Source organism: Pseudomonas sp. GW458-11-26-14-LB4 (assembly GCF_059423925.1).
Genome location: NZ_JBWKYU010000002.1, coordinates 90,219 through 116,089 on the forward strand (window position 1 = coordinate 90,219; position 25,871 = coordinate 116,089).

Consider the following 25,871-nt stretch of genomic DNA (forward strand, 5'->3'; position numbering starts at 1 on the left):
GGCGGTTTTTTTGTGTCCGGAATTTGTCGCAGCGCGGGCTTAACCCATCATGTCCTTGACCATGCGCTCCTGCTCCATCAGTTCGCGCTGGCGGGCATCGATGCGTGAGGACAGCGGGAAGTTGCTGCCTGCCTTGCGCTTGGCGAAGTCCAGTTGCTGGATGGCCTGGCGGTAATCGCCGACCAGCGCGAAATATTCGGCACGGGCCTGATGCAGGCCAATGATGTTGCCGGACAGTCCGCGTGTTTCTGCAACCTGATACCAGACGTCCGGATCGTCCGGACGCGATTTCAACAAACCTTCCAGCGCCTTCTCCGCATCGGCGGTACGATTTTGTTTCAGCAGCAGATCGACGCGTACCTGGTTCAGCGGGTAGTTGCCTGGATACTGACTGAGCATCCGGTCAACGCGTGACTGGGCATCGGCCAACTTATTGTTGGTGATGTCCAGATCGACCTGCGCCAGGTTGTAGATGATCTCGTTCGGCGATTTCTCCAGCAGTTGCTTGAGATTCTCCCGTGCTTCGTTCAACTGACCGCCCTTGATCTGGGCGATCGCCAGACCATAGCGAGCCACGTCGTTTTTAGGGTTCTCATCCAGTTGCGCGCGGAAGCGCTTGGCACCAAGGCCCGGTGTTTCTTCGTAGGTCAACTGCACCCGCGCGCGGATCAGTTGGTAGCGCTTGCTGTCTTCGATGCCGCCGGGTTTAGCCTGTTCGGCGCGGTTGCGGGTGTCGGCGATACGCGATTCGGTGACCGGGTGAGTCAGCAGGAATTCCGGCGGCTTGGCGTCGAAACGATACTGGCGCATCAAACGCTCGAACATGGTCGGCATCGAGCGCGGATCGTAGCCTGCCTTCTCCAGATTGAGGATGCCGATGCGGTCGGCTTCCTGCTCGTTCTGGCGCGAGAAGCGCCGTTGTTCCTGAATCGCCGCCGCCTGGGTGCCGGCAATCGCTGCAATCCCGGCATCGCCTGCGCCGGCAGCAGCGATCACGATACCGGCCAGCAGCGCCGCCATCATCGGCACCTGCATCCGCTGCGAAGCCTCGACGCCTCGGGCGAAGTGGCGTTGGGACAAGTGAGCCAGTTCGTGAGCCAGTACCGAGGCATATTCGCCCTCGGTCTGGGCATTGAGGAACAGACCGCCGTTGACCCCGACAATCCCGCCCGGCGCCGCAAAGGCGTTGAGCTGCGGGCTGTTGATCAGGATGAATTCCAGGCGTCGGTCATTGACCTGGCTGGTTTCCACCAGCTTATAGACGCTGGACTCGACGTAGTCCTTGAGCTGTGGATCGTTGAGCTGCGAAACCTGGCTGCGCAGCAAGGCCAGCCAGGCGCGACCCAGTTGATATTCCTGTTGTGGCGAGACGATGGCAGAGCTGGCGTCACCGAGTGACGGCAGGTCGTCGGCGAAGCCCGGTGAGGCGAGCAGGCAAGCGAGCGTCAGCAGGGTAGGGCGCAGAAATGTCATGCACAAAGCCTTAGTCGACAAAGACCTTACTGTAGCCGGACACCGGGCCTGCGACCAGATATTCTAGGCAGCCTGACCACCTGATCCGGAGTGACGCATGACCGACGCTGTAGCCCATGACTGTGAACTGGACGCCAGTGGCCTGAATTGTCCGTTGCCGTTGCTCAAGGCCAAGATGGAGCTGAACAAGCTGCCTAGTGGCGCGGTACTCAAGGTAATTGCCACGGATGCAGGCTCGCAGCGCGACTTTCGCACCTTTGCCAAGTTGGCCGGTCATACGCTGCTGCGTGAAGAAGACGAGGCGGGTGTCTACCGTTACTGGCTGAAAAAAGCCTGAAACCGACCGCGTAAATGACCTAAGGAAAATTGATGTTCAAAGTGTTGCGCGACTGGATTCAGCGCTACTTCTCCGATGAGGAAGCGGTGGTGCTGGCGGTTTTGCTGTTTCTCGCCTTCACCGCGGTGCTGACGCTGGGCGGAATGCTCGCGCCGGTGCTGGCCGGGATGGTGCTGGCGTACCTGATGCAGGGGCTGGTGGTCACGCTCGAACGCCTGCGCGTACCCGGCGGCGCGGCGGTCGGTCTGGTGTTTGCGCTGTTCATGGGCGTGCTGATGGTGTTCATCGTCGTGGTGCTGCCGTTGCTCTGGCATCAGTTGATCACCCTGTTCAACGAATTGCCTGGGATGCTCGCCAAGTGGCAATCGCTGCTGTTGTTGCTGCCCGAGCGCTATCCGCATCTGGTCTCCGACGAGCAGGTACTGCAAGCCATCGAAGCAGCGCGAGGCGAGATCGGCAAGTTCGGCCAGTGGGCGCTGACATTCTCGTTGTCGAGCCTGCCGCTGCTGGTGAACATCATGATCTATCTGGTGCTGGTGCCGATCCTGGTGTTCTTCTTCCTCAAGGATCGGGCAATGATCGGCGAGTGGGTGCGCGGCTATTTGCCGCGTGAGCGGGCGCTGATCACCCGGGTCGCCGAGGAAATGAACCGGCAGATCGCCAACTACATTCGCGGCAAGGTCATCGAAATCGTGATCTGTGGCGGCGTGACCTATATCGCTTTCGTCGCACTGGGTCTCAACTACGCGGCGCTGCTGGCCCTGTTGGTCGGCGTATCGGTGGTGGTGCCGTATGTCGGCGCCGTGGTGGTGACCGTGCCGGTGCTGCTAATTGCGCTGTTCCAGTGGGGCTGGAGTGATCAGTTCATCTATCTGATGGCGGTTTACGGGATCATCCAGACGCTGGATGGCAACGTGCTGGTGCCGTTGCTGTTTTCCGAAGCGGTCAACCTGCACCCGGTGGCAATCATCTGCGCGGTGCTGTTGTTCGGCGGGTTGTGGGGATTCTGGGGCGTGTTCTTCGCGATTCCGCTGGCAACGCTGTTCAAGGCTGTGCTTGATGCCTGGCCGCGCAAGGAGCCGGTGGTGGCGCCGCTGCTTTGAGAATGAATCGGCGCCCGCAAGGGCGCCGACAACATCAGGCCTTGTTCAGCGCCTGAGCAGCAGCCAGCACTGCATCGACATGTCCTGGTACCTTCACACCGCGCCATTCCTGACGCAGTACACCGTTCTTGTCGATCAGGAAGGTGCTGCGATCAACGCCCAGGTATTCCTTGCCGTAGAGTTTTTTCAGCTTGATCACGTCGAACAGCTGGCAGACGGCTTCGTCCTTGTCGCTGATCAGCTCGAACGGAAACTCCTGCTTGCACTTGAAGTTCTCGTGGGACTTCAGGCTGTCGCGGGAAATCCCGAAGATTTCCGTGTTGGCAGCCTTGAATGCTGCGTATTGATCGCGAAATCCCTGGCCTTCGGTCGTGCAGCCCGGGGTGCTGTCCTTCGGATAGAAGTAGATCACCACTTGCTTGTCCTTGAGGGCCGACAGGCTGACAGTCTGCCCGCTGGTGGCAGGTGCTTCGAAATCCGTAACCGGTTGGTCGATGACAACGGCCATGAAAGCTTCCTTACATTGGGTTCTGTGGGCGCCACGGTTCGATCAGTGCATCCAGGTTCATGGCGTCGGCGAAATCCAGGAACTGGTCGCGCAGCCAGCTGATCTGGGTGCCGGCGGGCAGGGTCACGGTGAACGTGGCGTTGAGCATGGTGCCGCCGGTCTGCGGTGCCTGATAGGTATCGCACGTCAGGTTTTCCAGCTCGACGTTGTGATCCATGAAGAACTGGCACAGCTCGTTGATGATGTCCGGACGGTACGCCGAAGACACGTAAGCCACGTACGGCAGGGCTTGCGGACGGTTTTCCAGGGCGGCGCTGCGCACCACGTTGACGGTGAACGCATGACGCTTGGCCAGCACCGGCAGGCTGCCTTCAAGGCGAGCCAGGGCGTCCCAGCTGCCGGAGACTTCGAGCACCAGCGCGCTGCACTCGCCGTGGCGGGTCAGGCGCGAGGTGACCACCGCGCAGCGGTTTTCATGGCTGGCGCGGCACAGGACGTTGGTCAGCTCCATGGGATTGGCGCCGAGGGCACTGATGACAAGGAATTGTTCGCGAACTGTGGGGGTGGACATGCAGCATTCCTAAAGCGATGAGCGGTCGGTAGGGAGAGGGCGTTGATTGCCGGGGCAATGACTGTCCGGAAGGCCCGATTCGTGTGGCGTTACGGCTCCATCAACAAGGAAGCGTACGGCAACGACACTGGAACGGGGCCCGGGAGGCCGAAACGGGAGACTGGAACCCGGCGTACAAGCTGATCAGTACCGATCAAAGTCTGAAGGGTAGCGAAAAGCGGCGCCAAGGGGAATGGCGGCACAGTACTTCGCTTGTGCAAGCATCTTGGCGCCAGTACCATTACCGCTCTCTTTTTCCGGCAGGAGCGGTTTCATGATTGCGGGCAGTATGGTGGCACTGGTCACACCCATGGATGCACAAGGGCGTCTTGACTGGGACAGCCTCAGCAAACTCGTGGACTTCCATCTCAAGAACGGCACTCATGCCATTGTCGCGGTCGGCACCACCGGCGAGTCGGCAACCCTTGATGTAGAAGAACACATCGCCGTCATCAAAGCCGTGGTCAAACAGGTTGCCGGTCGCATTCCGGTGATCGCCGGTACCGGCGCCAACTCGACCCGCGAAGCTGTCGAGCTGACCCGCAATGCCAAAGAAGCCGGCGCCGATGCCTGCCTGCTGGTCGTCCCGTACTACAACAAGCCGACCCAGGAAGGCCTGTACCAGCACTTCAAGCACATCGCCGAAGCGGTCGACATCCCGCAGATTCTCTACAACGTTCCCGGCCGCACCTCCTGCGACATGCAGGCCGAGACCGTGATCCGCCTGTCCACCGTGCCGAACATCATCGGCATCAAGGAAGCGACCGGCGACCTGAAACGCGCCAAGGCGATCATCGACGGCGTGAGCAAGGACTTCATCGTGCTGTCCGGCGATGATCCGACCGCAGTCGAGCTGATTCTGCTGGGCGGCAAGGGCAACATCTCCGTCACCGCCAACGTCGCCCCGCGCGAAATGGCCGACCTGTGCGAGGCCGCGCTCAAGGGCGACGCCGAGACCGCACGGGCCATCAACGAAAAACTGATGCCGCTGCACAAGGACCTGTTCATCGAAGCCAACCCGATTCCTGTGAAGTGGGCTTTGGTCGAAATGGGCCTGATGCACGAAGGCATCCGCCTGCCGCTGACCTGGCTGAGCACACCTTGTCATGAAACGTTGCGCTCGGCCCTGCGCCAGTGCAGCGTCCTGGTTTAATTGAGGAAGTACAACGCATGAAGCGAATGGCCGGACTTTCCGCACTTGCCTTGATTATCTCCAGCACCAGTGGCTGCGGATGGGTCTGGGGCCCGGAAGGTTATTTCCGTGACCGTGGTAGCGATTACCTGGAAGCGCAACAGACTGCACCGATGCAACTGCCACCGGATGTCAGCACCTCCAAGCGCCTGGATCCGCTGCTGCCGATCCCGCGCAACGTGGCCGACGACACCGCCAAGGGTGAATACATCGTTCCGCGCCCTCAACCCCTGTCGACCGTTGCCGACGCCAGCGACTACTCGCTGCAGAAGAGCGGTGATTCGCGTTGGGTCATGGCCCAGCACCCACCGGCCGAAGTCTGGCCAGTGGCGGTGCAGTACTTCCAGGACAACGGTTTCCGTCTGGATGAACAGCGCCCGCAAACCGGTGAATTCACCACTACCTGGCAGCATTCCGACGAACTGTCCGCCGCCATGGCCAAGCGCCTGAGCGCCGCCGGCGTCAGCAACGACAGCGAAACCCGCGTGCGGGTGCGCATCGAGCCAGGCGTGCAGCGCAACACCAGTGAAGTCTATGTGGTCAGCGCCGAGCGTCCTGCCGGCAGCACCGCCAATGTCGATTTCACCAACCGTTCGGTCAACACTGGCCTGGACGCTGCGCTGGTCGACGACATGCTCGCAAGCATGAGCCGTACCTCCGAGAAGGGTGGTTCGGTGTCGATGCTGGCTTCGCGTGATTTCGATACCCCGAGCCGTGTCAGCCTGAGTGAAGACGGCAGCGGCAACCCGGTACTGAACGTCGGTACGGACCTGGATCGTGCCTGGTCGAGCGTCGGTCGTGCGCTGGAGCAGGGCGAATGGCGCGTTGAAGACATCAACCGCAGCTTGGGTCTCTACTACATCAACTTGTCCGAAAAGGCCGAGAAGAAAGACGAGAAGCCTGGTTTCTTCAGCAGCCTGTTCGGCAGCGCGCCGACCAAGGAAGAAGTTGAAGCCCGCGCCGAGCGCTATCAGGTTCGCCTGAGCAAGGTCGGCGAGAACGTTCAGGTGACCGTCGAGAAAAACATCAACACCGTTGCGCCGGCCGATGTGGCTCGCAAAGTGTTGAGCGTGATTCAGGACAACCTGGGCTGATCCAATGCGTTTTGCCGTTCTCGGCAGCGGTAGCCAAGGGAACGGCACGCTGATCGCCAGTGCTGATACGTATGTGCTGGTGGATTGTGGTTTTTCCCTGCGGGAAACCGAAAAACGCCTGTTGCGCCTGGGTGTGAACCCGGCGCAACTGAGCGCGATACTCGTAACCCACGAACATGCCGACCACGTGCATGGCGTGGGTTTGCTGTCTCGGCGCTACAATCTGCCTGTCTACCTCAGTCGCGGCACACTGCGCGGGATGCGCAAACCGATTGAACCTGCCGGTTTCGTGACTGGTGGCGAGCAACTGCAGATCGGTGCTCTGAACATCGGGGTCATTGCCGTGGCCCATGATGCGCAGGAACCGACCCAGTACGTGTTCAGTGACGGTGAGCGGCGCTTCGGCCTGCTGACTGACCTGGGCTCTTACTGCGAGCGGGTGCTGGACGGTTATCGGGACCTTGATGCGTTGATGATCGAGTCCAATCACTGTCGCGACATGCTGGCCCGTGGTCATTACCCGTACTTTCTCAAGCAGCGGGTGGGCGGCGAGCTGGGACATTTGAACAACCATCAGGCGGCATTCCTGGTGGCCGAGTTGGGCTGGCAAGGCCTGCAACACCTGGTCCTGGCCCATCTGAGCAGCAAGAACAACCTGCCGCAGCTGGCCCGGCAATGTTTTGTCGACACCCTCGGGTGCGACCCGGACTGGCTGCAACTGGCCGATCAAGATTCAGGGCTCGACTGGCGCCACATCGCCTAGCCCATCTACTTAGCAAGCGGAGCCCATCATGGAAAAACGTGAAGAACTCTACCGCGGCAAAGCCAAATCGGTTTACAAGACCGACGACGCTGACCGCTTGATCCTGCTGTTTCGCAACGACACTTCGGCGTTCGACGGCAAGCGCATCGAGCAGCTCGACCGCAAAGGCATGGTGAACAACAAGTTCAACGCCTTCATCATGCAGAAACTCGAAGCGGCTGGCATTCCGACCCAGTTCGACAAGCTGCTGGCCGACAACGAAGTGCTGGTGAAAAAACTCAACATGATCCCGGTCGAGTGCGTCGTGCGTAACTACGCCGCCGGCAGCCTGGTCAAGCGTCTGGGCGTCGAGGAGGGCATGAAGCTCAACCCGTACACCTTCGAACTGTTCCTGAAGGACGACGCCAAGGGCGACCCGTTCATCAACGAATCCCACGTCGTGGCGTTCGGCTGGGGCACCGCCGAGCAACTGGCGCGCATGAAAGAACTGTCGCTCAAGGTCAACGAAGTCCTGAGCAAACTGTTCGACGACGCAGGCCTGCTGCTGGTGGACTTCAAGCTTGAATTCGGCGTGTTCAGCGACGGCTCCATCGTCCTGGGCGACGAGTTCAGCCCGGACGGCTGCCGTCTGTGGGACAAGGACACCAAGAAGAAGATGGACAAGGACCGCTTCCGCCAGGGCCTCGGTGACGTCATCGAAGCCTACGAAGAAGTCGCCAACCGTCTGGGCGTACCGCTTTAATCGACGCAAGCATCTGATAGCACGGAGAAATTTTCGAAAGAGGGTTTGCTTTCGCTAAAAGTGTTGTTATGATGCGCGCCGTTGGAGAGATGCCAGAGTGGCCGAATGGGACGGATTCGAAATCCGTTGTACCTTCACCGGTACCTAGGGTTCGAATCCCTATCTCTCCGCCATACATAGAAAAAGCCCCGTAGCTGAGAAGCTACGGGGCTTTTTCGTTTCTGATCCAACGCAATTCGATACCCCCAACTACTTCTGCCCCAAATCCACCACCTCCCAACTATCATCCGGATCAAACCGCTTCATTGCCTTCGCCACTTTCTCCCCATCCGGCCCGAGGTCCTTCTGAAACACCTGGCCCTCATGGCTGATCATGAAGCTCATCACCCCGGTGTCGGCATACTTCGCAGGCCAGGCGATCAAGGCGAATCCGCGGCTCATCTTGTCTCCAATCAGATAGCTATAGGCGCCGCCCGGGGCTGACGGGCCTTGGGCGTCGAGGATGCGGAAGTGGTAGCCGTGCCAGTCTTCGTCGTTGATGGCCTGGCCAAAGGCAGGGCCGAGGGGGCTGATCTGGTTGGTGTCGTCTTCTGGCCAATAGAGGCCGTCGTGTTTGCCGGGGGAGCTGAAGATTTTCTGTGCGTATTCGAGGGCGCCGTCGCCGTCGCGGTCTTCCGAGGCGTAGTCCATTTGCGCATCGTGGTAGGCCAGCGCCGATTGCACTGCCGCCAGTTCGTTGCGGCCGATGCGGCGGGCACGGATTTCGGCCTTTGCGGCGTTCATGTCGAAGCGCCAGCCGGTTTTGTCTTTGATGAGCGGGATGGGCAGCGTCCAGTGATCGGGCCCGACGGAGAGCACGGCCTTGCTGTCGCCGGTCTTTTCCAGCGTGTGCTGTTCGAGGTATTGCTGCAGGAAGGCATCGACATCGCTGCGCTGCACGCCTTCACGGGGAATGAAGCTGTGCCATTCCTCGCCCAGCAGTTCGGTCAGGCGTTTTTGGTCGGCGTGTTGCGTACCGAGGGCTTCGACGAAGGCGTCAGCGGCTTTTTCCGGGGTTGGAAATACTTGCTGGGCCGAGACGAAGGTCGAGAATGCGAGGCCGGCAGCGAGGGTCAGGCAGCTCCTGACCAGAGAATGAATGTTCATCGGCGGCCACCTCCTCTCTGGCGCATGCCTCCGCCGGACGGCCGGCTGATCTGATGTCCGGCGGCGCGGGAGGTGTTGGGACGTTGCGCAGAAATCTGGCTGGCCCGGCCGCGATCAGCCTGCACTCGGGTCTGTGACGGAGCGCGCGCACCGGCAAAGGCGTTGTTTCGCGCACTGCCCGCGGCGGGTCGGGCCTGAGACGCACGGTTGTCACGTTGATTAACGCCCGGCTGGCGCGCCTCCCGCGTGTTGGCTTGAGCGCGGTCGGCGGCTCTGGGTCTGTCCGCACCACCTTGCAGGCGGTTGCCGACATTGGCGGATTGCGCTTCGCGGACTTGATTGCGGGCTTCCCGATTGCTGGTGGCGGGGCGTTCAAAACCGGCTCTGTCCATCGAACTGCGCGCCCGTTCCCGAGCCTGCGCCCGCTGCGCGTTGTCGCCGCGATAGGCGTCACGCTGAGCCGCACCGTCCAGCTGCCGGCCATACTGGGCGCGGCTGCGGTTGTCACGATAGGGCACGCCATCGCGATGCACGGTGTTGTGCTGCCACTTGTTCTGGTTGTTGGTGATGCGGTTGTTGGCGTTGATGTTGTTGTAACGGTTCACATCGATGTCGATGTCGTTATTGCCCCAGTCGCAGTCGCCCCACAACGACGCGACGACCGCCACGCCCGTACCGAAAGCCAATCCTGCCACCAGTGCCTGACCCGGGTAGTAAGCGGGCGGCGGCGGGTAATACACCGGCGGCGAGGCCGGATAAGGCCAGGTGCCGTAAGTGGTCGTCGGGTTATAGGTCGGGACGTAGACCACCTGCGGATCGGCGGGCTGAATGATGATGGTCGTGTTGTCGGCAGGCTTGGTTGTCCCGGCAGAGATGGGCGGCGTTACGTTTTGCACTGTCACATTCTGATATTGATTGCTCTGCAGATTGCCCGCCGCCTGGGCCTGACGCCGCAAGCGCTGAACGCCCGCCATGAGTTCGTCAGGCTGGGCCAGAAAGGCATCCCCCAGACGTTGCACCCAGACCGGATCCTGCCCCAGTGTCGCCAAAACCTGCGGAAACGCCACCAACGCCTGCACGCTCGGATCCCACGTCTGGCTGGCTACTCGCTTGACTGCGTCATCGCCCTTGGCGTCCGGATGGGCCTTGGACCAGGCTGCGGCTTCGGCGACTTCTCCCGGATAGGTGGTGGCCATCAGCACTTGAGCGAGCAGTGGATCGGGATACAGGGCAATCGACGCGAGCATCTGATCGAGCTGTTCCGTGGTAAACACGGCATCTTTGGTCGCAGCGCTGGCAGCTGCCGGGGCCGCAGGCGCATCGGCGGCCTGCAACAAGAGCGGTGCAACGCTCAAGGCGAGCAGGAGCGACGCGGCACGCAAGAGCGAACTGTGCATGACCTCTTCCCCACATCCAAATGGCAGGTTTGCATCCAGCGAGACATCCACGGCCAACATCGGACGCTGCGCCGTGAAGGAGGATGGTTGGCGATTGGCGTTCCGTCAAAAACTGCACAGGCTTTTTCGAAATAAGCACGTTGTCTGTGACTTACTGCACGTTTGCTTGCGTTTTGCGATAAATGACTAAACTTTCCGGTTCCAGGTCATGCATTGCCAACGAGCCTGGCTGTCGTTCCAACCCGAGAGGTCTGGTCATGGCAAAGGGAAAGAAGAAAGACTCGCCCCGAGAAAAAACTGACGAACATACAAAACTGTCGAATAAGGACTACCTTGCGGAACTGCGCCGCCTGCATGTCGAACTGGTAAAAATGCAGGAATGGGTGAAGGCCGAAGGCATCAAGATCTGCATCATCTTCGAAGGCCGTGACGGTGCGGGAAAGGGCGGCACCATCAAGGCGCTGACCGAGCGGGTCAGCCCGCGAGTCTTTCGCGTCATCGCGTTACCGGCGCCGACCGATCGCGAGAAGAGCCAGATGTACATGCAGCGCTACCTGCCACATTTGCCGGCGGCCGGCGAAGTGGTGATCTTCGACCGCAGTTGGTACAACCGCGCCGGCGTCGAACGGGTTATGGGCTTTTGCACGGACAAACAGGTCGACAAGTTTCTCAAGACCGTGCCGCTGGTGGAGCGCGCAGTTGTCGGTTCGGGGGTGATCCTGCTCAAGTACTGGCTGAATGTCAGCCAGGAAGAACAGACCCGGCGCCTGGAGGCGCGCATTGTCGACGGACGCAAGATCTGGAAACTGTCGCCGATGGACCTCAAGTCCTACAGCCGCTGGTATGACTACTCCCGGGCACGGGACGACATGATCGAAGCGACCGACACCGATTACGCACCGTGGCTGGTGGCCAACTCGAACGACAAGCGTCGGGCGCGGCTCAATATCATCTCCGACCTGCTCAGTCGCATCCCCTACAAAGAGGTGCCGCGAGAGAAGGTGACATTGCCCAAGCGGCAGAAACCGGGGGGATACAAGGAGTCGGATTATCCGTTCCGGAACATTCCTGAGAGATTCTGAAGCAACTTCAGAAGTCGCCGGAGCTGCCAACTCAGGCAGCCCGGCGTCCTGGACAGTCCTCAGATCTCCTTGACCGGAGTCTCTCCCTGCACACTCTTGATCAACTCGATCACATGCAGACAATCCGCCTTGTTCACATACGATTCGCCACTGGCGACCGTCTCGTGGTTGCCCGCGCGTAGCCGCCAGCGCCATTGGCCCTTGCCGGTGCTCGGGGTGCCTTTGGATTGCCTGTAAATCTCGAAATACATTCAGTTCGCTCCATGCGATTTATGTGCGACAGCCTGTGTGACGCCTCGACGCAAGCCTAGCGGAGCGCGGTTTTTTGGCTATCGGGGATTTGTTTCCAATCGTTCGTGAATGTTTCTGGAAGGCGCGGGCCAGAGCGCAGGGATCGCCCTCCGGATTGGCCGGAACGCCGTCGTTTCACCCTTGCATGACATTTCGGGCTGCTGCTTAATACGGTGCGGCTCATGGCGTCGAACAGCGTTCGGCGACCGACAATCACTATAAAAAAAGAGCAGTCCATTGACCCACTCGAATGGAACGCAGCACGCGGGCCCGGTGAAGTTGTCGCTGGTGGTTCCCGTGTTCAACGAAGAGGACAGCCTCGACGGCTTCCTCCTGCGCATTCGTCACGTATTCGAGCAAGAGGCGCTAATCAACCTGGAACTGGTGTTCGTCAACGACGGCAGTTCCGATACGACGCTGGAGCGTCTCCTGAACTGCCAGCAGAGCGATTCACGCATCCGCATCGTTGATCTGAGCCGCAATTTCGGCAAGGAAGCGGCGCTGTCCGCCGGTTTGCAGATCGTCACCGGGCAGATCGTGGTGCCGATCGATGTCGATCTTCAAGACCCTCCCGAGGTGATCTTGCAGATGATCGAGCGTTGGCGAGAAGGCTTCGAAGTGGTACTGGGGCATCGTCTCAGCCGGCGCAACGACACCTGGGCCAAGCAGACCTCCGCCAACTGGTTCTATCGCCTGCACAACCGGATTGCCGATCAGCCGTTGCCGGAGAATGTCGGCGATTTTCGCTTGATGGATCGCTGTGTGGTCGATGCATTGCTGACCTTGCCGGAATCGCGGCGTTTCATGAAGGGCCTGTTCGCCTGGGTCGGTTTCCGCACCACGCAAGTCGAATACGAGCGCCCGGAGCGGGCGGCGGGGCAGACCAAGTTCAATGGCTGGCGACTGTGGAATTTTGCGCTGGAAGGCATCACCAGTTTCAGCACCGAACCGCTGCGGATCTGGACATATCTGGGAGCGATGGTGTCGCTGGTGTCGTTCGCCTTTGCCATGTTCATCGTGGTGCGCACGCTACTGTACGGTGTCGATCTGCCGGGTTATGCGTCGCTGATGGTGGCCGTGACATTCCTCGGTGGCCTGCAACTGATCGGCATTGGCGTACTCGGTGAATACCTGGGGCGCACTTACATTGAAGCCAAGCGCCGACCGGTCTTTCTGGTGCGCCGCGTTTACGATCCCAAGGACTGACCGATGGACCTCAAGGAAACCGACATCCTCGGCGACAGCATCGGCCAGCATTGGTATTACTGCTCCAAAGCGGCTGCGACCCGGCGCTTGCTGGGTGAAGCGCCGATCAAGCGAATCCTCGATGTCGGTGCCGGTTCAGGCTTCTTTTCCCACCATTTATTGACCCACACGGCGGCGCGCGAAGCGTGGTGCGTGGACATCAGTTACCCGGCCGACTCGAGCGCCACCACTGCCAGCAAACCCGTGCATTACCGTCGCTCGATCGACAGCGTGGACGCTGATCTGGTGTTACTGATGGATGTGCTGGAACACGTCGATGACGACCTCGGCCTGCTCAAGTCCTACGTCGACAAAGTGCCGTCCGGCAGCCGTTTTTTGATGACCGTGCCGGCGTTCCAGTTCATGTGGAGCGGGCATGATGATTTTCTCGAACACAAACGTCGCTATACCCTGGGGCAATTCGAGGCTCTGGCGGGTAAGGCCGGGTTGGCGGTAGAGCGGGGCGCTTATTACTTCGGAGCGGTGTTACCGATTGCGCTGGCGTCGCGCCTGATACCCGGTGGCGCTCGGGGTTCGGCACCGCGTTCGCAGCTGAAAAAACATCATCCGCTGGTCAATACGCTGCTGAAAACCCTGTGCAGTCTCGAGCTGCCGTTGATGGGCATGAATCGCCTCGCCGGTTTGAGCGTGTTCGTGCTGGCGCGCAAACCGTGACGGCCGCCGAAAAGTCCCCGTTGATCCAGCGAGGTCTGCGTTTCGCCGTGACCGGTCTGTTCGTCACCGCGCTGCATGCGCTGGTGGCGGTGCTGTTCATCAATTTCGTCAGCCACCAGCCGCCTCTGGCGAACGGCGTGGCCTTTATCGTGGCGACGGTGGTGTCCTATGTGATCAACACCACCTGGAGTTTTTCTGCCCGACTGCACGGCAAAACCCTGCTGCGTTTCATGCTGGTTTCGGCGGGCGGCTTTCTGTTGGCGATGTTCGTGGCCTGGGCGGCGCAGATGGCCGGGCTGCACTATCTCGCCGGAATCGTTGCCGTGGCGCTGACGATTCCGGCATTCACCTTTGTACTGCACAACTTCTGGACATATCGATGACGGATTCACGGGAGCACCCGGCACTTTCCCTGCTGCCATTGTTCTTGGGTGTTCTGGTGTTTTTTCTGGTGGTCGGACCGCAAGCGCTGAACCCGCAAAACATTGGCTGGCTGGAGCAGGGCGATCCGGCCACGCATTATCTGGGCTGGGCGTTTTTCCGGCATGCGCCCTGGACATTTCCGCTCGGGCTCAATCCGTCTTACGGCCTGGAACTGGGCAGCGCAATCATTTTTTCCGACTCCAACCCACTGCTGGCGCTGTTGTTCAAGCCGTTCAGTGGCTGGTTGCCGGAGACCTTCCAGTATTTTGGTTTGTGGCTGCTGACCTGTTGTGTCCTGCAAGCCTGGTTTGGCTGGAAACTGCTGGGGCTGATGACGCCCCATCCCGTGATTCGCCTCCTGGGCGCAGGGTTGCTGGCGTTCTCGCCGGTGATGTTTTTTCGCCTGGTGGGGCACCTTTCCCTGGCGGGGCATTTCCTGATTCTGGCGGCGCTGTACCTGGCGTTGCTGACGGATCTGCAACGTCGTCGCCTGGCGTGGGGCACGTTGCTGGCGGTGACGGCCTGGGTGCACGCCTACCTGCTGGCCATGGTTGCGCTGATCTGGCTGGCGGACCTGCTGGGCAAGACATTCAGTCGGTCATTGACCCGGGGGCAAGGGCTGATCGAGGGCGGTGTGCTTTTCGCCTTGGTGAGTGTGTGCTGCTGGCAGGCCGGTTACTTCAGCATTGCCGATGGCGCGGCAGCCAGTGGTTTTGGTTTGTACCGGATGAATCTGCTGTCGCCCGCCGATCCGGCAGGCTGGTCACGTCTCCTTCCCGGTCTGCCGAAAGAGGAGGGGGATTACGAAGGTTTCAACTACTTCGGCCTGGGTGTTCTGTTGCTGGTGCCGCCGGCTTTTTTTGCCGGGCTGCGAAACCGGCGACTCTTGAAGGATGAATTGCGAGCTCGTCCATGGCTGCTGGTGGCCATGCTCGGTTTATGGCTGTTTGCGCTGTCGAACCGAATAGGTATAGGCTCGTTGACGTTCGAGTATCCGCTACCCGATCGAATCATCGCCTTGGCCAGTATTTTTCGCGCCTCGGGTCGGATGTTCTGGCCGGTGTTGTATGCCTGCGTCCTGACCATGATTTTTCTAGTGGTACGCGGTTACCGGCCACGCATCGCCATCGGTTTGCTTGCGGTCGCGCTGTTGATCCAGGTGGCCGACACCCACGGCGGCTGGATGGGCATCAGGCAGGGGAAAATGCTGACCCCGTCATCGTACTGGACCAGTCCGATGACTGATCCCTTCTGGGCCAGTGCTGCTGAGCGTTACGCCAATGTGCGCAGCCTGATGCCGCAGAATCAGAGCGATCGCTGGCAGATGATCGCCGGTTTCGCAGCGACCCACGGGATGAAAACCGATGCAGTGTATCTAGGACGCATGAGCACTTCGGCGCTGGCGCAAGCACAGCAGAAAGCACGCGCGATGCTCGATTCGGGGCAATACGACGCTGACTCTTTGTACCTGCTGGACGACGATGCTCTGGTCGATGCCGCACGGAGCATCAACAGTGAAACCGATCTGCTGACGCGCGTGGACGGGGTGGCGGTGCTGGCGCCGGGCTGGAAGCGCTGCAGTGAGTGCCTGCAGGTGCCCGATGAAGGGCGGCAGATTTTGCTCACGCCCCTCACTCGTCCAGGGCAAACACTGACCTTCAATTATCGCAATCGACAACTGGCCAGCGGCTGGTCGAAGCCGGAAAACTGGGGGACGTGGACAGAAGGGCGACAGGCGAAAATCCAATTGCGGGTGCAGCCGCCGGCGCGTTCGATCGTGATCGACGCGCTGGCGTTCATCTCGCCTGGGCACCCCGGCCAGCGGGTGATCGTCAGCCTGAATGACCAACAGGTACTGGAGACCCGTTTGACGCAGTTTCAAGGCAATCGCCTGGAAATCCCGATCAGCGCCCAGCTCAGCCAGCGCCTCGGGAACGATGGCCGGGTCGATATCGAATTGCACTTGCCGGATGCCGTCAGCCCCCGACAGCTGGGTATCAACGACGATTCGCGGATCATGGGCCTGGGGCTGAAGACGTTGACGGTGCAATGACACGCCGTTTCGATGGACGCCGCCCCCGCGGCCTTTCTACACTGCCGCAATCTGGGGATCGGGGGGCAATGGATGAACCGCAATGAATTACGCAAGGCCGACATCAACCTGATGGTGGTGTTCGAGACCTTGATGCTCGAACGCAACGTGACCCGGGCCGCCGAGAAGCTGTTTCTCGGCCAGCCGACCATCAGTTCGGCGCTCAACCGTCTGCGCACCATGCTTAACGATCCGTTGTTCATTCGCGTCGGCCATCGCATGGAGCCGACCGCCCGCGCCGAAGACATTTATCGCCACCTGAAACCCGCGCTCGACTCGCTGTCGGTGGCGCTCAGCCTGACCCGGGATTTCGATCCCGCCGTCAGCACCATGACCTTTCGCATCGGTCTGTCGGATGACGTCGAATTCGGTCTTTTACCGCCGCTGTTGCGCGCCTTGCGCCAGGAAGCACCGAGCGTGGTATTCGTGGTGCAACACGTCGATTACTGGCGGATTCCCGATCTTCTGGCGGCGGGCGACATCACCGTCGGCATCAGCCAGACCCGCGGCTTGCCGGCCAATGCCAAACGCAAGCTATTGCGACACATCCAACCGAGCATCCTGCGTGCCGACAAGTCCGACACGCCGCTGACCCTCGACGAATATTGCGCACGACCCCATGTGCTGGTTTCCCACACTGCCAATGTCAGTGGCTACGCCGATGAATGGCTGGCGGACATCGGTCGTACCCGTCAGGTGGTGTTGTCGGTGCCGCAGTACAGTTCGTTGCCAGCGCTGCTGGCCGGCACTGACCTGATTGCCAGCCTGCCGGATTACACCGCCGACGCCATGGCCGCTTCCGGGTTCTTGTTCAAGGAGCCGTTTCCGTTCAAGACCCCGACCCTCGACCTGTCGATGGTCTGGCTCAGCCACGTCGACAGCGACCCGGCCGAGCGCTGGTTGCGTTCGCGGCTGGAGCAGTTCATGAGCGAGCGTCCGGTGATGTCGTCGCTGGCGTGAGTCAGGCGTTGCTGTGTTATATGTACGACCTTTCCGCCGAACCACTGGAGCACCGAGATGCCACACCTGCACCTGGAATACACCGCCAACCTGCCGCAACTGAACGCCGACGTGGCGTTGATCCGGCTCAATAACACGCTGGTGGGTTCCGGTCAGTTCGCGGCGGAGTTCGATATCAAGAGCCGTGCGCTCAAGGTTGAAACCTTCAAGGTCGGCACTGCCATGAACGAGCGCGCCTTTGTCGCGGTGAGGCTGGCGCTGCTCAGCGGTCGTTCCCCGGAGATCAAGAAACAACTCTCGCAAAACCTGTTGGCGGTGCTGCAGGACCTGTGCGAATGGCCGGTCGGTGTCGAAGTGCAGTTGAGCGTGGAACTGCTCGATATCGACCGCGAGTCCTACAGCAAAGTCGCCATCGGCGTGTAGGACTCAGGCTGCCTCCAGCTCCGCGCAGGTCTTGATGACCTGCTCGCGCAGCCAGAGGTTGGCGCTGTCCTGATCGACGTTGTGGCACCACTGCATGTCAAGGGTGAAACCCGGCAAGCCGTTCGGCGCCTCGCAGTGATTGAACACGGCGTCGTTGGTCAGCAAACGCTGGATCCGCCGGGGCAGGGTCAGGATGAAATCGGTGCCGGTGATCATCTTCAACGCTGCGCTGTAACTGTTGGAGCGGGCGACGATCTGGCGTTTCTGCGCCTGCCGCGCCAGCCAGCCATCGACCATGTTGGTGGTCGACGTCCACGGCGTCGGGAACACATGCCGGCGTTCGGTGAAGGCTTGCAGGCTCAGGCGCGGCTCCAGCGGCGTGGCGCGTTTGTCGAAGACGCAGACCAGGTCATCTTCCAGCAACATCCTTGATTTCAGGTCGGCGTGGCTGCGATGGAAGTGCGGGCCGAAGCAGATCACCAGATCGAGACTGCCATCGCGCAATTCTTCGACCGGCACGTCGGTTTCGAACTTGTGCATGTTGACCATCACCGGCAAGTCATCGAAGTCAAAGCGCTTCAACATCCGTGGCAGGATCAGTTGCTCGAAGTATTCCGGGGCGCAGATGTTGAAGGTCACCGGTTGCGCCATCGGGTCGAAGGTCGGAGCGCCGGCGTGGCAGAGGTTGATGCTTTCGAGGATTTTCTGCACATGGCCGTACATGCTGCTGGCCTTGTAGGTCGGGCGCATGCCCGTGCGGGTGTTGACGAACAATTCGTCTTCGAAGCTGGTGCGCAGTTTTTTCAGGCAGTAACTGACGGTGGACTGGCTGACGAACAGCGCCTCCGACACGTCGGTGACGCTGCTTTGCTCATACACGGCGACAAACACCATGAGATCCTGCATGTCGAGCTTTCTAAGCAAGTTACTGTTCAGCATCCGTTCTGTCTCGCTGTGCTCCTTGCGCCGAATCCGCGCAAACGTGTGCGCATGATCGTAACGGAACGATGGTGCCAGGACAAAGCCCTGTAGGACTTTTCACGGTCAGTTGTGGGACAGAAAGTTTTAGTAACACGACGTACACCATCAAACCCGGAAAAGGTGGCCAGAAGCCTTTATCCAGACGGGTCGGCCTGCCATTCGCTTGATCAGCCCATGTGCCGGGCGTAATGCCGTGGGTTGAAGCGCAGCACCATCAGCAGCATGAGCGCCATCACTGCTGTCAGGGACCACCAGGCCCACTCGAAGCTGCCCAGTCGATCTCGAACGATGCCGGCCATGAGTGGCGAGAACCCGGCAATCAGGTAGCCGATCCCTTGTACGAATGCGGTCAATCCGCCGGCACGTTGTGGTTCGTCGAGGTGATCGAGGGACACGATCAGGCTCATCGGGAACAGCCCGCCGATGCCGAGTCCGAGCAGGCAGGGCCACAACAGGCTCAGATGCTGCGGGCTGAGAATCAGGCCAAGGAATCCGGCGATGATCAGGCCGAGCAGGGCGCCAAGCACCAGACGTCGGTCACGGCTGCGATTGGCAATGGCCGGCACCACCAGCCCGGAAATCACCTCCATGGCCGTCAGAAAACCCAGCATCAGGCCGGCGTTTTGTTCGCTCCAGCCCTTTTCCACGTAGTACGGCGCCAGCCAGGCGAGCACGCAGGTGTAGGACGCGGTGCCGAGACCGAAGAAGATCGCGAGCAGCCAGGCGCGGGAATTCGTGAAGAAGGATTCTTTTCTGACGACGGTCCGGATGGTGTCCGGTGAGGTGGCGCGGGTTGTCCACCACACAGGAATGGCGAGCAGTGCCAAAACCGCCCAGACCGCCAGCCCCACCCGCCAGTTGCCGGTCTGTGTCAGCACCCACGGTGCGAACGAAGCGGCCAGCGCCGCGCCGCCCATGATCGAGGTGACGTAAAGGCCCATGCACAGCGCCACATTGTCGGGAAACCGCGATTTGATCAGCGCTGGCATCAAGGCCTGGATCAGTGCAATGCCGATCCCGGCCAGCACGGCGCTGGCGATCAATCCGCCCGCCGAGTCGAGAAACAACCGCGACAGCGTTGCCACGCCAATGATCAGCAACGACAGCAGCACCGTGCGTTGTTCACCAAGGCGCTGGCTGACCGCCATGCCGAAAAACATCGCCAGCCCCATCGCCATCACCGGCAGCAGGGTCAGCAACGCTGCGAGACTGAAACTGAGCGCCATATCGCCGCGAATGGCCGAGAGCAAGGGCCCGACCGCCGCCATCGACGGGCGCAGGTTGAGGGCGACCAGGATGATGCCGAGCATCAGCCAGACAGCGGGGCGGGCAGTGGCGCGAACGTTTTCCATCTTCAGACCTTTGAACCAGAGACGGTCGATTAGGCGGGCAGGCGAGCGGGGCGGCAAATCAGAAAGTCAGGGTCGCTATCGAGAAAATCGATACGGCACCTCGTCGACTGCGACTGAACCACAGCTGAACCATTCTCAAATACACCGAAAGTTTCATGGTTATTTCATGGGCCAACTAATCGTTGGCTTCTTTTTCACAAAAAATTGATGGTTGCCTGCTTAAAGTTTGTGTTGTCTGAGTCAATGAAATTTTCACAATTGACGACGGCACTTCTTTCAAGGAAATAGCCCCTCGCCATGTTCAAGTTAAAAGCCGTGCGCCCGGAATGGGTGACGTTGTTTGCCAGCGCCTTTCTTTTGACCGGATTCAATTTCGTTCTCTGGCAGCACCTGTTCGATATCACCGCTGCGGACGGCAAAGGCATTGCCATGCGCATTGCGTTCTGGGTGATGATCTTCGCGGCGTATAACATCGTTCTGACGTTGCTGGCGTTTCGACCCGTGTTGAAACCCGTGTTGACGTTGTTGTTTATGGTCAGCGCTGGCGTGGCTTATTTCATGAGCCAATACGGTGTAATGATCGATGCCGGCATGTTTCGCAACTTTGCCGAAACCAATGCCACTGAAGTGCGCGATCTGCTGTCTTTGAAGTTGCTGGCTTATATCGTTTTTCTGGGTGTCTTGCCGTCCTGGTTGTTGTGGAAAGTTCCAGTCAACTATCGTCGCTGGCATCGCGAGTTATTAAGCAAAGTTGTGGTGAGTGTCGCGTCGGCCGCGGTCATTGGCGGCGTCGCGCTGGCCAATTATCAAGGGCTGTCGTCGCTTTTTCGCAATCACCACGAAATTCGCTTGATGCTGGTACCGAGCAACTACATCGGCGCCTCGGCCGGTTATCTGCGTGAGCAGGTGGCTTCGGCGCAGCAACCGTTCGTCACAATCGGCGAAGACGCCCAGCGCAACGCCGCCGTGCAGAACCATCCGCGCAAATCCCTGACGGTGCTGGTGGTGGGGGAGAGTGCCCGGGCGGAAAACTTCGGCATCCTCGGTTATGGCCGCGACACCACGCCGAAACTGGACAAGGAAGCCGGCCTGATCGCCTTCACCGACGTGCATTCCTGCGGCACGGAAACCGCCGTGTCGGTGCCGTGCATGTTCTCCAACATGGGCCGCAAGGATTACGACGCCAGCAAGGCGAAGAATGAGGAAGGGCTGCTGGACGTGCTCAAGCGTGCCGGGATCGACGTGGTCTGGCGCGACAACCAGTCCGGCTGCAAGGGCACCTGCGATCGCGTTACCCTCCAGGACGTCAGCAATCTGAAAGACCCGGCGCTGTGCGCCAACAGCGAATGCCGCGATGAAATCCTGTTACAGGGCCTGCAAAGCTTCATCGATCACCTGGACAAGGACACCGTGCTGGTCCTGCACCAGATGGGCAGCCACGGCCCTGAGTATTTCAAGCGTTATCCGAAGGAATACGAACACTTCACCCCGGTGTGTGAAAGCAACGCGCTGAACAATTGCAGCCGCGAGAGCATCGTCAACGGTTACGACAATACGCTGGTGTACACCGACCATGTGCTGTCGAGCCTGATCGATGTGCTGCGCAGCAATCAGGACAAGGTCGATACAGCCATGCTGTACCTGTCCGACCACGGCGAATCCCTGGGCGAGTACAACCTGTTCCTCCACGGCACGCCGTACATGCTGGCACCGGAGCAGCAAAAACACGTGGCCATGCTGGCGTGGTTCTCCGACAGCTATCAGAAGTCCTACTCGGTCGACACTCATTGCCTGCAAATGAGCCGCGACAAGCCGCTGAGCCAGGACAACCTGTTCCACTCGATGCTCGGTCTGCTGGAAGTGCAGAGCAAGGTCTACCAGCCGGATCTGGACATGTTTGCCGGCTGCCGGGGGGCGGTGATCGACGGGGTGCTGGCCAAGGACTGAGCCGGCAGACTCACTCTGTAAGACTATTCTTTCCCTCAGGCAGGAGATTTCATCAAGCTCTTGCCCTGTAAAGGCGCGGAAAGCGCCGGTGGCGATATATACTGCGCGCCATTCTTGAAGGGAGAGCCGTGTGGCCATCGATATTCACTGGATTCGCGACAACGATAGCCTCGCGCAGTTTTGCGCCGAGTGGCAGCAGCTGCCGTTCGTTGCCCTCGACACCGAATTCATGCGGGTCGACACCTTCTACCCGATTGCCGGTCTGTTGCAGGTCGGCGACGGCAAACGCGCCTACCTGATCGACCCGCTGACCATCAACGCCTGGCAACCCTTGGCCGCGCTGCTGGAAAACCCTGCGGTGCTCAAAGTCCTGCACGCCTGCAGCGAAGACCTCGAAGTCCTGCTGCGCCTGACCGGCAGCCTGCCGGCGCCGCTGTTCGACACGCAACTGGCCGCTGCCTATCTGAACCTCGGGTTCTCGATGGGTTATTCGCGTCTGGTGCAGGAAGTGCTCGGCATCGAACTGCCGAAGGGCGAAACCCGTTCCGACTGGTTGCAGCGTCCGTTATCCGACACGCAAATCAGCTATGCCGCTGAAGACGCCGTGCATCTGGCGGAGGTTTTCGTACAACTGCGTCCGAAACTGTCTGACGACAAATTCGCCTGGGTGCTGGAGGACGGCGCCGAACTGGTCGCCAACCTGCGCCGCGAGACCGATCCGTACGAGGTGTATCGTGAGGCCAAACTGGCGTGGAAACTGTCCCGCGCCCAACTGGCTGTTCTTCGCGAGCTGTGCGCCTGGCGTGAACGCGAGGCCCGCGCCCGCGACCTGCCGCGCAATCGCATCGTCCGTGAACACTCGCTGTGGCCGCTGGCCCGGACCCAACCGGACAACCTCAGCGCGCTGGGCAAGATCGAAGACATGCACCCGCGTACCGTGCGTCAGGACGGCGAGTTTCTGCTTGATCTGATCAAGCGCTCTGGCAGTGTGGGGCCTGATCAATGGCCGCCAGCCGTGCCGGAGCCATTGCCGATCGAAGCCGCCGCGCTGATCAAACAGCTGCGGGCGCTCGGTCAGGCCGAAGCTGAACGTCTGGGCATCGCGCCGGAACTGATGCTGCGCAAGAAAACCCTCGAAGCGCTGGTCAAAAGCGGCTTCCCCGAGGGCCCATACCAATTGCCTGATTCGCTGCGTGGCTGGCGCCGCGAATTGATGGGCCAGAAGCTGCTCGACAGCCTGGCCACCGCCGGAGAACAGCCTTGAAACGTATTTGTTCCATTTATCAAAGTTCGAAGAAAAGCGGCATGTACCTGTACGTGCTCAAGAGCGATGCGCTGGAGCGTGTGCCGGAAGGCCTGATGGCGGCGTTCGGCAAGGCCAGGCATTCCTTCGATCTGGTGCTGACCCCCGAGCGCAAGCTGGCCAGCGAAGACATTGCCGTGGTCCTGGAAAACCTCGAAAAGCAGGGCTATCACCTGCAAATGCCACCGGCCGAGGAAGAGTACATCGAGCACTTGCCCGAAGAGTTGCTGCGACGCAACGACCCGGTCTGATCCGCGAGGCCCTGTCCTGGGCCTCTTGTAACCCCTGGAACGGTTTTTACGGCGACGGCTGCCACGAAGTTGGCGGCCGCCTGCACGGTTTGCGAAAGGTTTGAAGATGCGCGTTCTGATTGCTGAACACGACCACGCGATATACGCCCGACTGCTGCGTCAGGCGGCTCCGGAGCTTGAAGTGCTGACCAGCGGCGACTCCGCCGAACTGGCCCGCCAGGCCGTCGATTGCCCGGTGTGGCTGGGCCAGCCGGATCTGCTGGCGACCCTGTTGCGTCAGGGCCACCAGCCACAATGGCTGCAATCGACCTGGGCCGGCATCACGCCGCTGCTGGCCGACGGCCTGCGCCGGGATTACCGCCTGACCCGGGCGGTCGGCATTTTCGGTCAGGTGATGGCTGAATACGTGCTGACTTACATGCTTGGTCACGAGCGCGAAGTGCTGGCGCGGCTGGTCAGCCAGGTCGAGCGCAAGTGGGACAACCGCACCGGCCAGAGTCTGGTCGGACGCAAGGTGTTGATCGTCGGCACCGGTGACATCGGCCAGAGCGTGGCGCAGTTCCTGCTGCCGTTCGGCGTCGAGTTGTACGGCGTCGCCAGCAGCGCCCGCGAGCAGGCGCCGTTTGTCGAAGTCGGTTCGATGGCGGACTTGCCGCGGCTGGTGGGCGAAGCGGATTACGTGGTCAACCTGCTGCCCAACACCGAGCACACCCACGATATCTACGACGCGGCGCTGTTCAAGCAATTCAAGCCGACCGGGTTGTTCATCAACGCCGGGCGCGGTGTCGCGGTGGTCGATGCGGATCTGGTCGAAGCGTTGAAGGAAGGCCATCTGGCCGGCGCGGTGATCGACGTTTGCCGTCAGGAACCGCTGCCACAACGGCATCCTTTCTGGACCGCATGGGGCTTGCTGCTGACCGGGCACAGCTCGGCGCCGACATCGCCACCGATGATGGTGCAGTTGTTTCTGGATAACTTGCGGGCGTATCAGGCGGGAGAGGCGTTGCGCGGGGAAGTGGATTTCGCACGCGGTTACTGACTAGAGATCGTTCCCACGCTCCGCGTGGGAATGCAGCCCGTGACGCTCCGCGTCACTGGACGCGGAGCGTCCCTTGAGGCATTCCCACGCAGAGCGTGGGAACGATCAAACGAGGTTTAGAGGGTGAAATCGCCTTCAGCCGCCAGTTCGCTCAGCGGGCGACGCGGGCTCGGCGTTTCCCGTGCTTGCAGGTAATCCGCCAGGGTTGCCTTGTCACCCAGCTTGCCCACCGCAACGGCGGCATGCAGCGCATAACCTTGCGGGATGTTCAGCTCCTTGCGGGTCAGCTCCTGATCGAAACCGGCCATGCCGTGGGTGTGCCAGCCGCTCAGGCTCGCTTGCAGCGCCAGATGACCCCACGCGGAACCGGTGTCGAAGGTGTGCCACAGCGCAGGCGTTTCTTCGGTCGCGCCCGGTGCGGTGAAGGTGGTTTTCGAAATCACGATCACCAGCGCCGACGCGTGCTGGGCCCAGCTGCGGTTGAACTCATTGAGCAGGCCCAGGTAACGCTCCCAGTTCGGCGTATCGCGACGGGCGTAGAGAAAACGCCACGGCTGCGAGTTGTACGCCGATGGCGCCCAGCGCGCGGCTTCGAAGAAGCTCAGCAGGGTTTCCTCGGAAATCGCTTCGCCGGTGAAGGCGCGGGGCGACCAGCGATCGGTGAACTGCGGGTGAATGGCGTATTCGGCAACGCGAGGGTTGGCACTCATCGAAAGATTCCTTGCTACGTTTGAGGACAGGTTGGAAGCGAAACCCGGCGGGATCAGTTGGGCTGAACGATGGGGTTGTGGCGCAAGCCTGCAGTTCACCGGATGCGACGCGGTCGAGCGTTAATGGCATCCGGCAAAGGCCTGGTGTGACCGGCAAAGCTACTTGGCCGTGCAAAAACTGACAAGCCCCGCACAACCGGCAGTCGCCAGCGCTTGGCCCACGGGGCCTTGGGCACTAGACTGGCGGCCTTTTCACCACCTGATGTTGATGCTTGAGCCATGGCCGCCAAAGTTGAACCGTTCTGGATACGCAAAACCCTCGATCAACTCGATCACGAGGAATGGGAATCGCTGTGCGACGGTTGTGGCCTGTGCTGCCTGCAGAAGCTCGAGGATGAAGAAGACAACAGCGTCTATTACACGCGCATCGCCTGCAAACTGCTGGACCTGAAAACCTGCCAGTGCAGCGATTACCCGAACCGCATGCAGTTTGTCCCGGACTGCATCCAGCTCACCCCGGGCCAGGCTGAAGAATTCAAATGGCTGCCGCCGACCTGCGGTTATCGGTTGGTCAGCGAAGGCAAGGATCTGCCGTTGTGGCATCACTTGGTCTGCGGTGATCGTGACGCGGTGCACCACGAACGGATTTCCCAGTCCGGGCGCATGCTCGCCGAAGGCAGCGTGCCGGAAGACGACTGGGAAGATCACCTGATTTTCCGCGCAGGTTAACGA

General features: G+C 60.5%; 27 protein-coding genes and 1 tRNA gene. 19 read left to right on the plus strand and 9 right to left on the minus strand.

What is annotated here, in order from left to right; genetic code table 11:
- Window positions 1-39: 39 nt before the first annotated feature.
- A complete protein-coding gene (locus tag AC07XZ_RS03160; protein ID WP_011332906.1) occupies window positions 40-1,473 on the minus strand; it encodes a M48 family metalloprotease in 1,434 nt (477 codons plus the stop codon).
- Window positions 1,474-1,570: 97 nt separating this feature from the next.
- On the opposite strand from AC07XZ_RS03160, the gene AC07XZ_RS03165 reads away from it, so the two are divergent.
- Together AC07XZ_RS03165 and AC07XZ_RS03170 are read left to right on the plus strand one after the other, a co-directional pair.
- Complete coding sequence (locus AC07XZ_RS03165) at window positions 1,571-1,810, plus strand: sulfurtransferase TusA family protein (RefSeq protein WP_007958011.1); 240 nt, start codon at window positions 1,571-1,573, stop codon at window positions 1,808-1,810.
- A gap of 32 nt (window positions 1,811-1,842) precedes the next feature.
- The gene (locus tag AC07XZ_RS03170) at window positions 1,843-2,913 is read left to right on the plus strand and encodes an AI-2E family transporter (RefSeq protein WP_007958012.1); all 1,071 of its coding nucleotides are present in this window, start codon (window positions 1,843-1,845) and stop codon (window positions 2,911-2,913) included.
- Window positions 2,914-2,947: 34 nt separating this feature from the next.
- Here the strand turns inward: AC07XZ_RS03170 and AC07XZ_RS03175 are convergent, their stop codons facing one another.
- Window positions 2,948-3,421: a peroxiredoxin gene (locus tag AC07XZ_RS03175; RefSeq protein WP_102685968.1), complete on the minus strand. Its 474-nt coding sequence runs from the start codon at window positions 3,419-3,421 to the stop codon at window positions 2,948-2,950.
- A gap of 10 nt (window positions 3,422-3,431) precedes the next feature.
- Window positions 3,432-3,992 carry a glycine cleavage system transcriptional repressor gene (locus AC07XZ_RS03180; protein WP_007958014.1) on the minus strand — a complete coding sequence of 187 codons (561 nt, stop codon included), beginning with the start codon at window positions 3,990-3,992 and terminating at the stop codon, window positions 3,432-3,434.
- A gap of 313 nt (window positions 3,993-4,305) precedes the next feature.
- On the opposite strand from AC07XZ_RS03180, the gene dapA reads away from it, so the two are divergent.
- The 5 genes from dapA (at window position 4,306) to AC07XZ_RS03205 (ending at window position 7,995) form a co-directional block, all read left to right on the plus strand.
- Window positions 4,306-5,184 (plus strand): 4-hydroxy-tetrahydrodipicolinate synthase, encoded by an 879-nt coding sequence (dapA, locus tag AC07XZ_RS03185; protein ID WP_085747220.1) that lies wholly within the window; start codon window positions 4,306-4,308, stop codon window positions 5,182-5,184.
- Window positions 5,185-5,201: 17 nt separating this feature from the next.
- Complete coding sequence (gene bamC, locus AC07XZ_RS03190) at window positions 5,202-6,317, plus strand: NlpB/DapX family lipoprotein (protein ID WP_102685969.1); 1,116 nt, start codon at window positions 5,202-5,204, stop codon at window positions 6,315-6,317.
- A gap of 4 nt (window positions 6,318-6,321) precedes the next feature.
- A complete protein-coding gene (locus AC07XZ_RS03195) occupies window positions 6,322-7,080 on the plus strand; it encodes an MBL fold metallo-hydrolase (protein WP_007958017.1) in 759 nt (252 codons plus the stop codon).
- A 28-nt stretch (window positions 7,081-7,108) separates the two neighbouring features.
- Window positions 7,109-7,822, plus strand: coding sequence for a phosphoribosylaminoimidazolesuccinocarboxamide synthase (gene purC, locus AC07XZ_RS03200; RefSeq protein ID WP_102685970.1), 714 nt, complete (start codon window positions 7,109-7,111; stop codon window positions 7,820-7,822).
- A gap of 83 nt (window positions 7,823-7,905) precedes the next feature.
- Window positions 7,906-7,995: transfer RNA gene (locus tag AC07XZ_RS03205), tRNA-Ser, on the plus strand.
- Window positions 7,996-8,071: 76 nt separating this feature from the next.
- Here AC07XZ_RS03205 and AC07XZ_RS03210 read toward each other — a convergent pair.
- Window positions 8,072-8,968 carry a DUF2950 domain-containing protein gene (locus AC07XZ_RS03210; RefSeq protein ID WP_102685971.1) on the minus strand — a complete coding sequence of 299 codons (897 nt, stop codon included), beginning with the start codon at window positions 8,966-8,968 and terminating at the stop codon, window positions 8,072-8,074.
- Window positions 8,965-10,365 (minus strand): DUF3300 domain-containing protein, encoded by a 1,401-nt coding sequence (locus AC07XZ_RS03215; protein WP_102685972.1) that lies wholly within the window; start codon window positions 10,363-10,365, stop codon window positions 8,965-8,967. The genes AC07XZ_RS03210 and AC07XZ_RS03215 overlap by 4 nt, the downstream gene beginning before the upstream one ends.
- A 257-nt stretch (window positions 10,366-10,622) precedes the next feature.
- Here AC07XZ_RS03215 and ppk2 point away from each other — a divergent pair, with 257 nt between their 5' ends.
- Window positions 10,623-11,447 carry a polyphosphate kinase 2 gene (gene ppk2, locus AC07XZ_RS03220; RefSeq protein ID WP_085747215.1) on the plus strand — a complete coding sequence of 275 codons (825 nt, stop codon included), beginning with the start codon at window positions 10,623-10,625 and terminating at the stop codon, window positions 11,445-11,447.
- Window positions 11,448-11,506: 59 nt separating this feature from the next.
- Here ppk2 and AC07XZ_RS03225 read toward each other — a convergent pair whose 3' ends face one another.
- Window positions 11,507-11,698 carry a YegP family protein gene (locus tag AC07XZ_RS03225; protein WP_011332915.1) on the minus strand — a complete coding sequence of 64 codons (192 nt, stop codon included), beginning with the start codon at window positions 11,696-11,698 and terminating at the stop codon, window positions 11,507-11,509.
- Window positions 11,699-11,975: 277 nt separating this feature from the next.
- On the opposite strand from AC07XZ_RS03225, the gene AC07XZ_RS03230 reads away from it, so the two are divergent.
- The 6 genes from AC07XZ_RS03230 (at window position 11,976) to AC07XZ_RS03255 (ending at window position 17,556) form a co-directional block, all read left to right on the plus strand.
- On the plus strand, window positions 11,976-12,944 hold the full coding sequence (locus AC07XZ_RS03230; protein ID WP_085747214.1) for a glycosyltransferase family 2 protein: 969 nt from the start codon (window positions 11,976-11,978) through the stop codon (window positions 12,942-12,944).
- Between the two features lie 3 nt (window positions 12,945-12,947).
- Entirely contained in the window at window positions 12,948-13,658 is a 711-nt protein-coding gene (locus AC07XZ_RS03235) for a class I SAM-dependent methyltransferase (RefSeq protein WP_102685973.1), read from the plus strand.
- Complete coding sequence (locus AC07XZ_RS03240) at window positions 13,655-14,041, plus strand: GtrA family protein (protein ID WP_085747212.1); 387 nt, start codon at window positions 13,655-13,657, stop codon at window positions 14,039-14,041. The genes AC07XZ_RS03235 and AC07XZ_RS03240 overlap by 4 nt, the downstream gene beginning before the upstream one ends.
- Window positions 14,038-16,134 (plus strand): DUF6311 domain-containing protein, encoded by a 2,097-nt coding sequence (locus AC07XZ_RS03245; RefSeq protein ID WP_102685974.1) that lies wholly within the window; start codon window positions 14,038-14,040, stop codon window positions 16,132-16,134. Before AC07XZ_RS03240 ends, AC07XZ_RS03245 begins: the two co-directional genes overlap by 4 nt.
- A gap of 72 nt (window positions 16,135-16,206) precedes the next feature.
- Complete coding sequence (locus AC07XZ_RS03250) at window positions 16,207-17,133, plus strand: LysR substrate-binding domain-containing protein (RefSeq protein ID WP_045121852.1); 927 nt, start codon at window positions 16,207-16,209, stop codon at window positions 17,131-17,133.
- A 57-nt stretch (window positions 17,134-17,190) separates the two neighbouring features.
- Window positions 17,191-17,556: a 5-carboxymethyl-2-hydroxymuconate Delta-isomerase gene (locus AC07XZ_RS03255; RefSeq protein WP_085683117.1), complete on the plus strand. Its 366-nt coding sequence runs from the start codon at window positions 17,191-17,193 to the stop codon at window positions 17,554-17,556.
- 3 nt (window positions 17,557-17,559) lie between these two features.
- On the opposite strand, the gene AC07XZ_RS03260 is transcribed toward AC07XZ_RS03255, so the two are convergent.
- Together AC07XZ_RS03260 and AC07XZ_RS03265 are read right to left on the minus strand one after the other, a co-directional pair.
- Window positions 17,560-18,495, minus strand: coding sequence for a LysR family transcriptional regulator (locus AC07XZ_RS03260; RefSeq protein WP_085747210.1), 936 nt, complete (start codon window positions 18,493-18,495; stop codon window positions 17,560-17,562).
- A gap of 209 nt (window positions 18,496-18,704) precedes the next feature.
- Entirely contained in the window at window positions 18,705-19,889 is a 1,185-nt protein-coding gene (locus AC07XZ_RS03265) for a cyanate transporter (protein ID WP_102685975.1), read from the minus strand.
- 297 nt (window positions 19,890-20,186) lie between these two features.
- On the opposite strand from AC07XZ_RS03265, the gene AC07XZ_RS03270 reads away from it, so the two are divergent.
- The 4 genes from AC07XZ_RS03270 to AC07XZ_RS03285 all read left to right on the plus strand — a co-directional run bounded on the left by AC07XZ_RS03270 (window position 20,187) and on the right by AC07XZ_RS03285 (window position 24,429).
- Complete coding sequence (locus tag AC07XZ_RS03270; RefSeq protein ID WP_102685976.1) at window positions 20,187-21,836, plus strand: phosphoethanolamine transferase; 1,650 nt, start codon at window positions 20,187-20,189, stop codon at window positions 21,834-21,836.
- A 130-nt stretch (window positions 21,837-21,966) separates the two neighbouring features.
- The gene (gene rnd / locus AC07XZ_RS03275) at window positions 21,967-23,100 is read left to right on the plus strand and encodes a ribonuclease D (protein ID WP_007958043.1); all 1,134 of its coding nucleotides are present in this window, start codon (window positions 21,967-21,969) and stop codon (window positions 23,098-23,100) included.
- A complete protein-coding gene (locus AC07XZ_RS03280; protein ID WP_039772642.1) occupies window positions 23,097-23,390 on the plus strand; it encodes a YcgL domain-containing protein in 294 nt (97 codons plus the stop codon). The genes rnd and AC07XZ_RS03280 overlap by 4 nt, the downstream gene beginning before the upstream one ends.
- A 106-nt stretch (window positions 23,391-23,496) precedes the next feature.
- Window positions 23,497-24,429: a D-2-hydroxyacid dehydrogenase gene (locus tag AC07XZ_RS03285; RefSeq protein WP_102685977.1), complete on the plus strand. Its 933-nt coding sequence runs from the start codon at window positions 23,497-23,499 to the stop codon at window positions 24,427-24,429.
- 116 nt (window positions 24,430-24,545) lie between these two features.
- Here AC07XZ_RS03285 and AC07XZ_RS03290 read toward each other — a convergent pair whose 3' ends face one another.
- Entirely contained in the window at window positions 24,546-25,139 is a 594-nt protein-coding gene (locus AC07XZ_RS03290) for a nitroreductase family protein (RefSeq protein ID WP_007958056.1), read from the minus strand.
- Window positions 25,140-25,418: 279 nt separating this feature from the next.
- Between AC07XZ_RS03290 and AC07XZ_RS03295 the strand changes: the two genes are divergently transcribed.
- Window positions 25,419-25,868 carry a YcgN family cysteine cluster protein gene (locus AC07XZ_RS03295; protein WP_064594159.1) on the plus strand — a complete coding sequence of 150 codons (450 nt, stop codon included), beginning with the start codon at window positions 25,419-25,421 and terminating at the stop codon, window positions 25,866-25,868.
- The last annotated feature ends 3 nt before the right edge of the window (window positions 25,869-25,871 follow it).

Bases quoted from the DNA above. Each gene is read 5' to 3' on its own strand.
- AC07XZ_RS03160 (WP_011332906.1), bottom strand. From the start codon at position 1,473: ATGACATTTCTGCGCCCTACCCTGCTGACGCTCGCTTGCCTGCTCGCC.
- AC07XZ_RS03165 (WP_007958011.1), top strand. From the start codon at position 1,571: ATGACCGACGCTGTAGCCCATGACTGTGAACTGGACGCCAGTGGCCTG.
- AC07XZ_RS03170 (WP_007958012.1), top strand. From the start codon at position 1,843: ATGTTCAAAGTGTTGCGCGACTGGATTCAGCGCTACTTCTCCGATGAG.
- AC07XZ_RS03175 (WP_102685968.1), bottom strand. From the start codon at position 3,421: ATGGCCGTTGTCATCGACCAACCGGTTACGGATTTCGAAGCACCTGCC.
- AC07XZ_RS03180 (WP_007958014.1), bottom strand. From the start codon at position 3,992: ATGTCCACCCCCACAGTTCGCGAACAATTCCTTGTCATCAGTGCCCTC.
- dapA (WP_085747220.1), top strand. From the start codon at position 4,306: ATGATTGCGGGCAGTATGGTGGCACTGGTCACACCCATGGATGCACAA.
- bamC (WP_102685969.1), top strand. From the start codon at position 5,202: ATGAAGCGAATGGCCGGACTTTCCGCACTTGCCTTGATTATCTCCAGC.
- AC07XZ_RS03195 (WP_007958017.1), top strand. From the start codon at position 6,322: ATGCGTTTTGCCGTTCTCGGCAGCGGTAGCCAAGGGAACGGCACGCTG.
- purC (WP_102685970.1), top strand. From the start codon at position 7,109: ATGGAAAAACGTGAAGAACTCTACCGCGGCAAAGCCAAATCGGTTTAC.
- AC07XZ_RS03210 (WP_102685971.1), bottom strand. From the start codon at position 8,968: ATGAACATTCATTCTCTGGTCAGGAGCTGCCTGACCCTCGCTGCCGGC.
- AC07XZ_RS03215 (WP_102685972.1), bottom strand. From the start codon at position 10,365: ATGCACAGTTCGCTCTTGCGTGCCGCGTCGCTCCTGCTCGCCTTGAGC.
- ppk2 (WP_085747215.1), top strand. From the start codon at position 10,623: ATGGCAAAGGGAAAGAAGAAAGACTCGCCCCGAGAAAAAACTGACGAA.
- AC07XZ_RS03225 (WP_011332915.1), bottom strand. From the start codon at position 11,698: ATGTATTTCGAGATTTACAGGCAATCCAAAGGCACCCCGAGCACCGGC.
- AC07XZ_RS03235 (WP_102685973.1), top strand. From the start codon at position 12,948: ATGGACCTCAAGGAAACCGACATCCTCGGCGACAGCATCGGCCAGCAT.
- AC07XZ_RS03245 (WP_102685974.1), top strand. From the start codon at position 14,038: ATGACGGATTCACGGGAGCACCCGGCACTTTCCCTGCTGCCATTGTTC.
- AC07XZ_RS03250 (WP_045121852.1), top strand. From the start codon at position 16,207: ATGAACCGCAATGAATTACGCAAGGCCGACATCAACCTGATGGTGGTG.
- AC07XZ_RS03255 (WP_085683117.1), top strand. From the start codon at position 17,191: ATGCCACACCTGCACCTGGAATACACCGCCAACCTGCCGCAACTGAAC.
- AC07XZ_RS03260 (WP_085747210.1), bottom strand. From the start codon at position 18,495: ATGCTGAACAGTAACTTGCTTAGAAAGCTCGACATGCAGGATCTCATG.
- AC07XZ_RS03265 (WP_102685975.1), bottom strand. From the start codon at position 19,889: ATGGAAAACGTTCGCGCCACTGCCCGCCCCGCTGTCTGGCTGATGCTC.
- AC07XZ_RS03270 (WP_102685976.1), top strand. From the start codon at position 20,187: ATGTTCAAGTTAAAAGCCGTGCGCCCGGAATGGGTGACGTTGTTTGCC.
- AC07XZ_RS03285 (WP_102685977.1), top strand. From the start codon at position 23,497: ATGCGCGTTCTGATTGCTGAACACGACCACGCGATATACGCCCGACTG.
- AC07XZ_RS03290 (WP_007958056.1), bottom strand. From the start codon at position 25,139: ATGAGTGCCAACCCTCGCGTTGCCGAATACGCCATTCACCCGCAGTTC.
- AC07XZ_RS03295 (WP_064594159.1), top strand. From the start codon at position 25,419: ATGGCCGCCAAAGTTGAACCGTTCTGGATACGCAAAACCCTCGATCAA.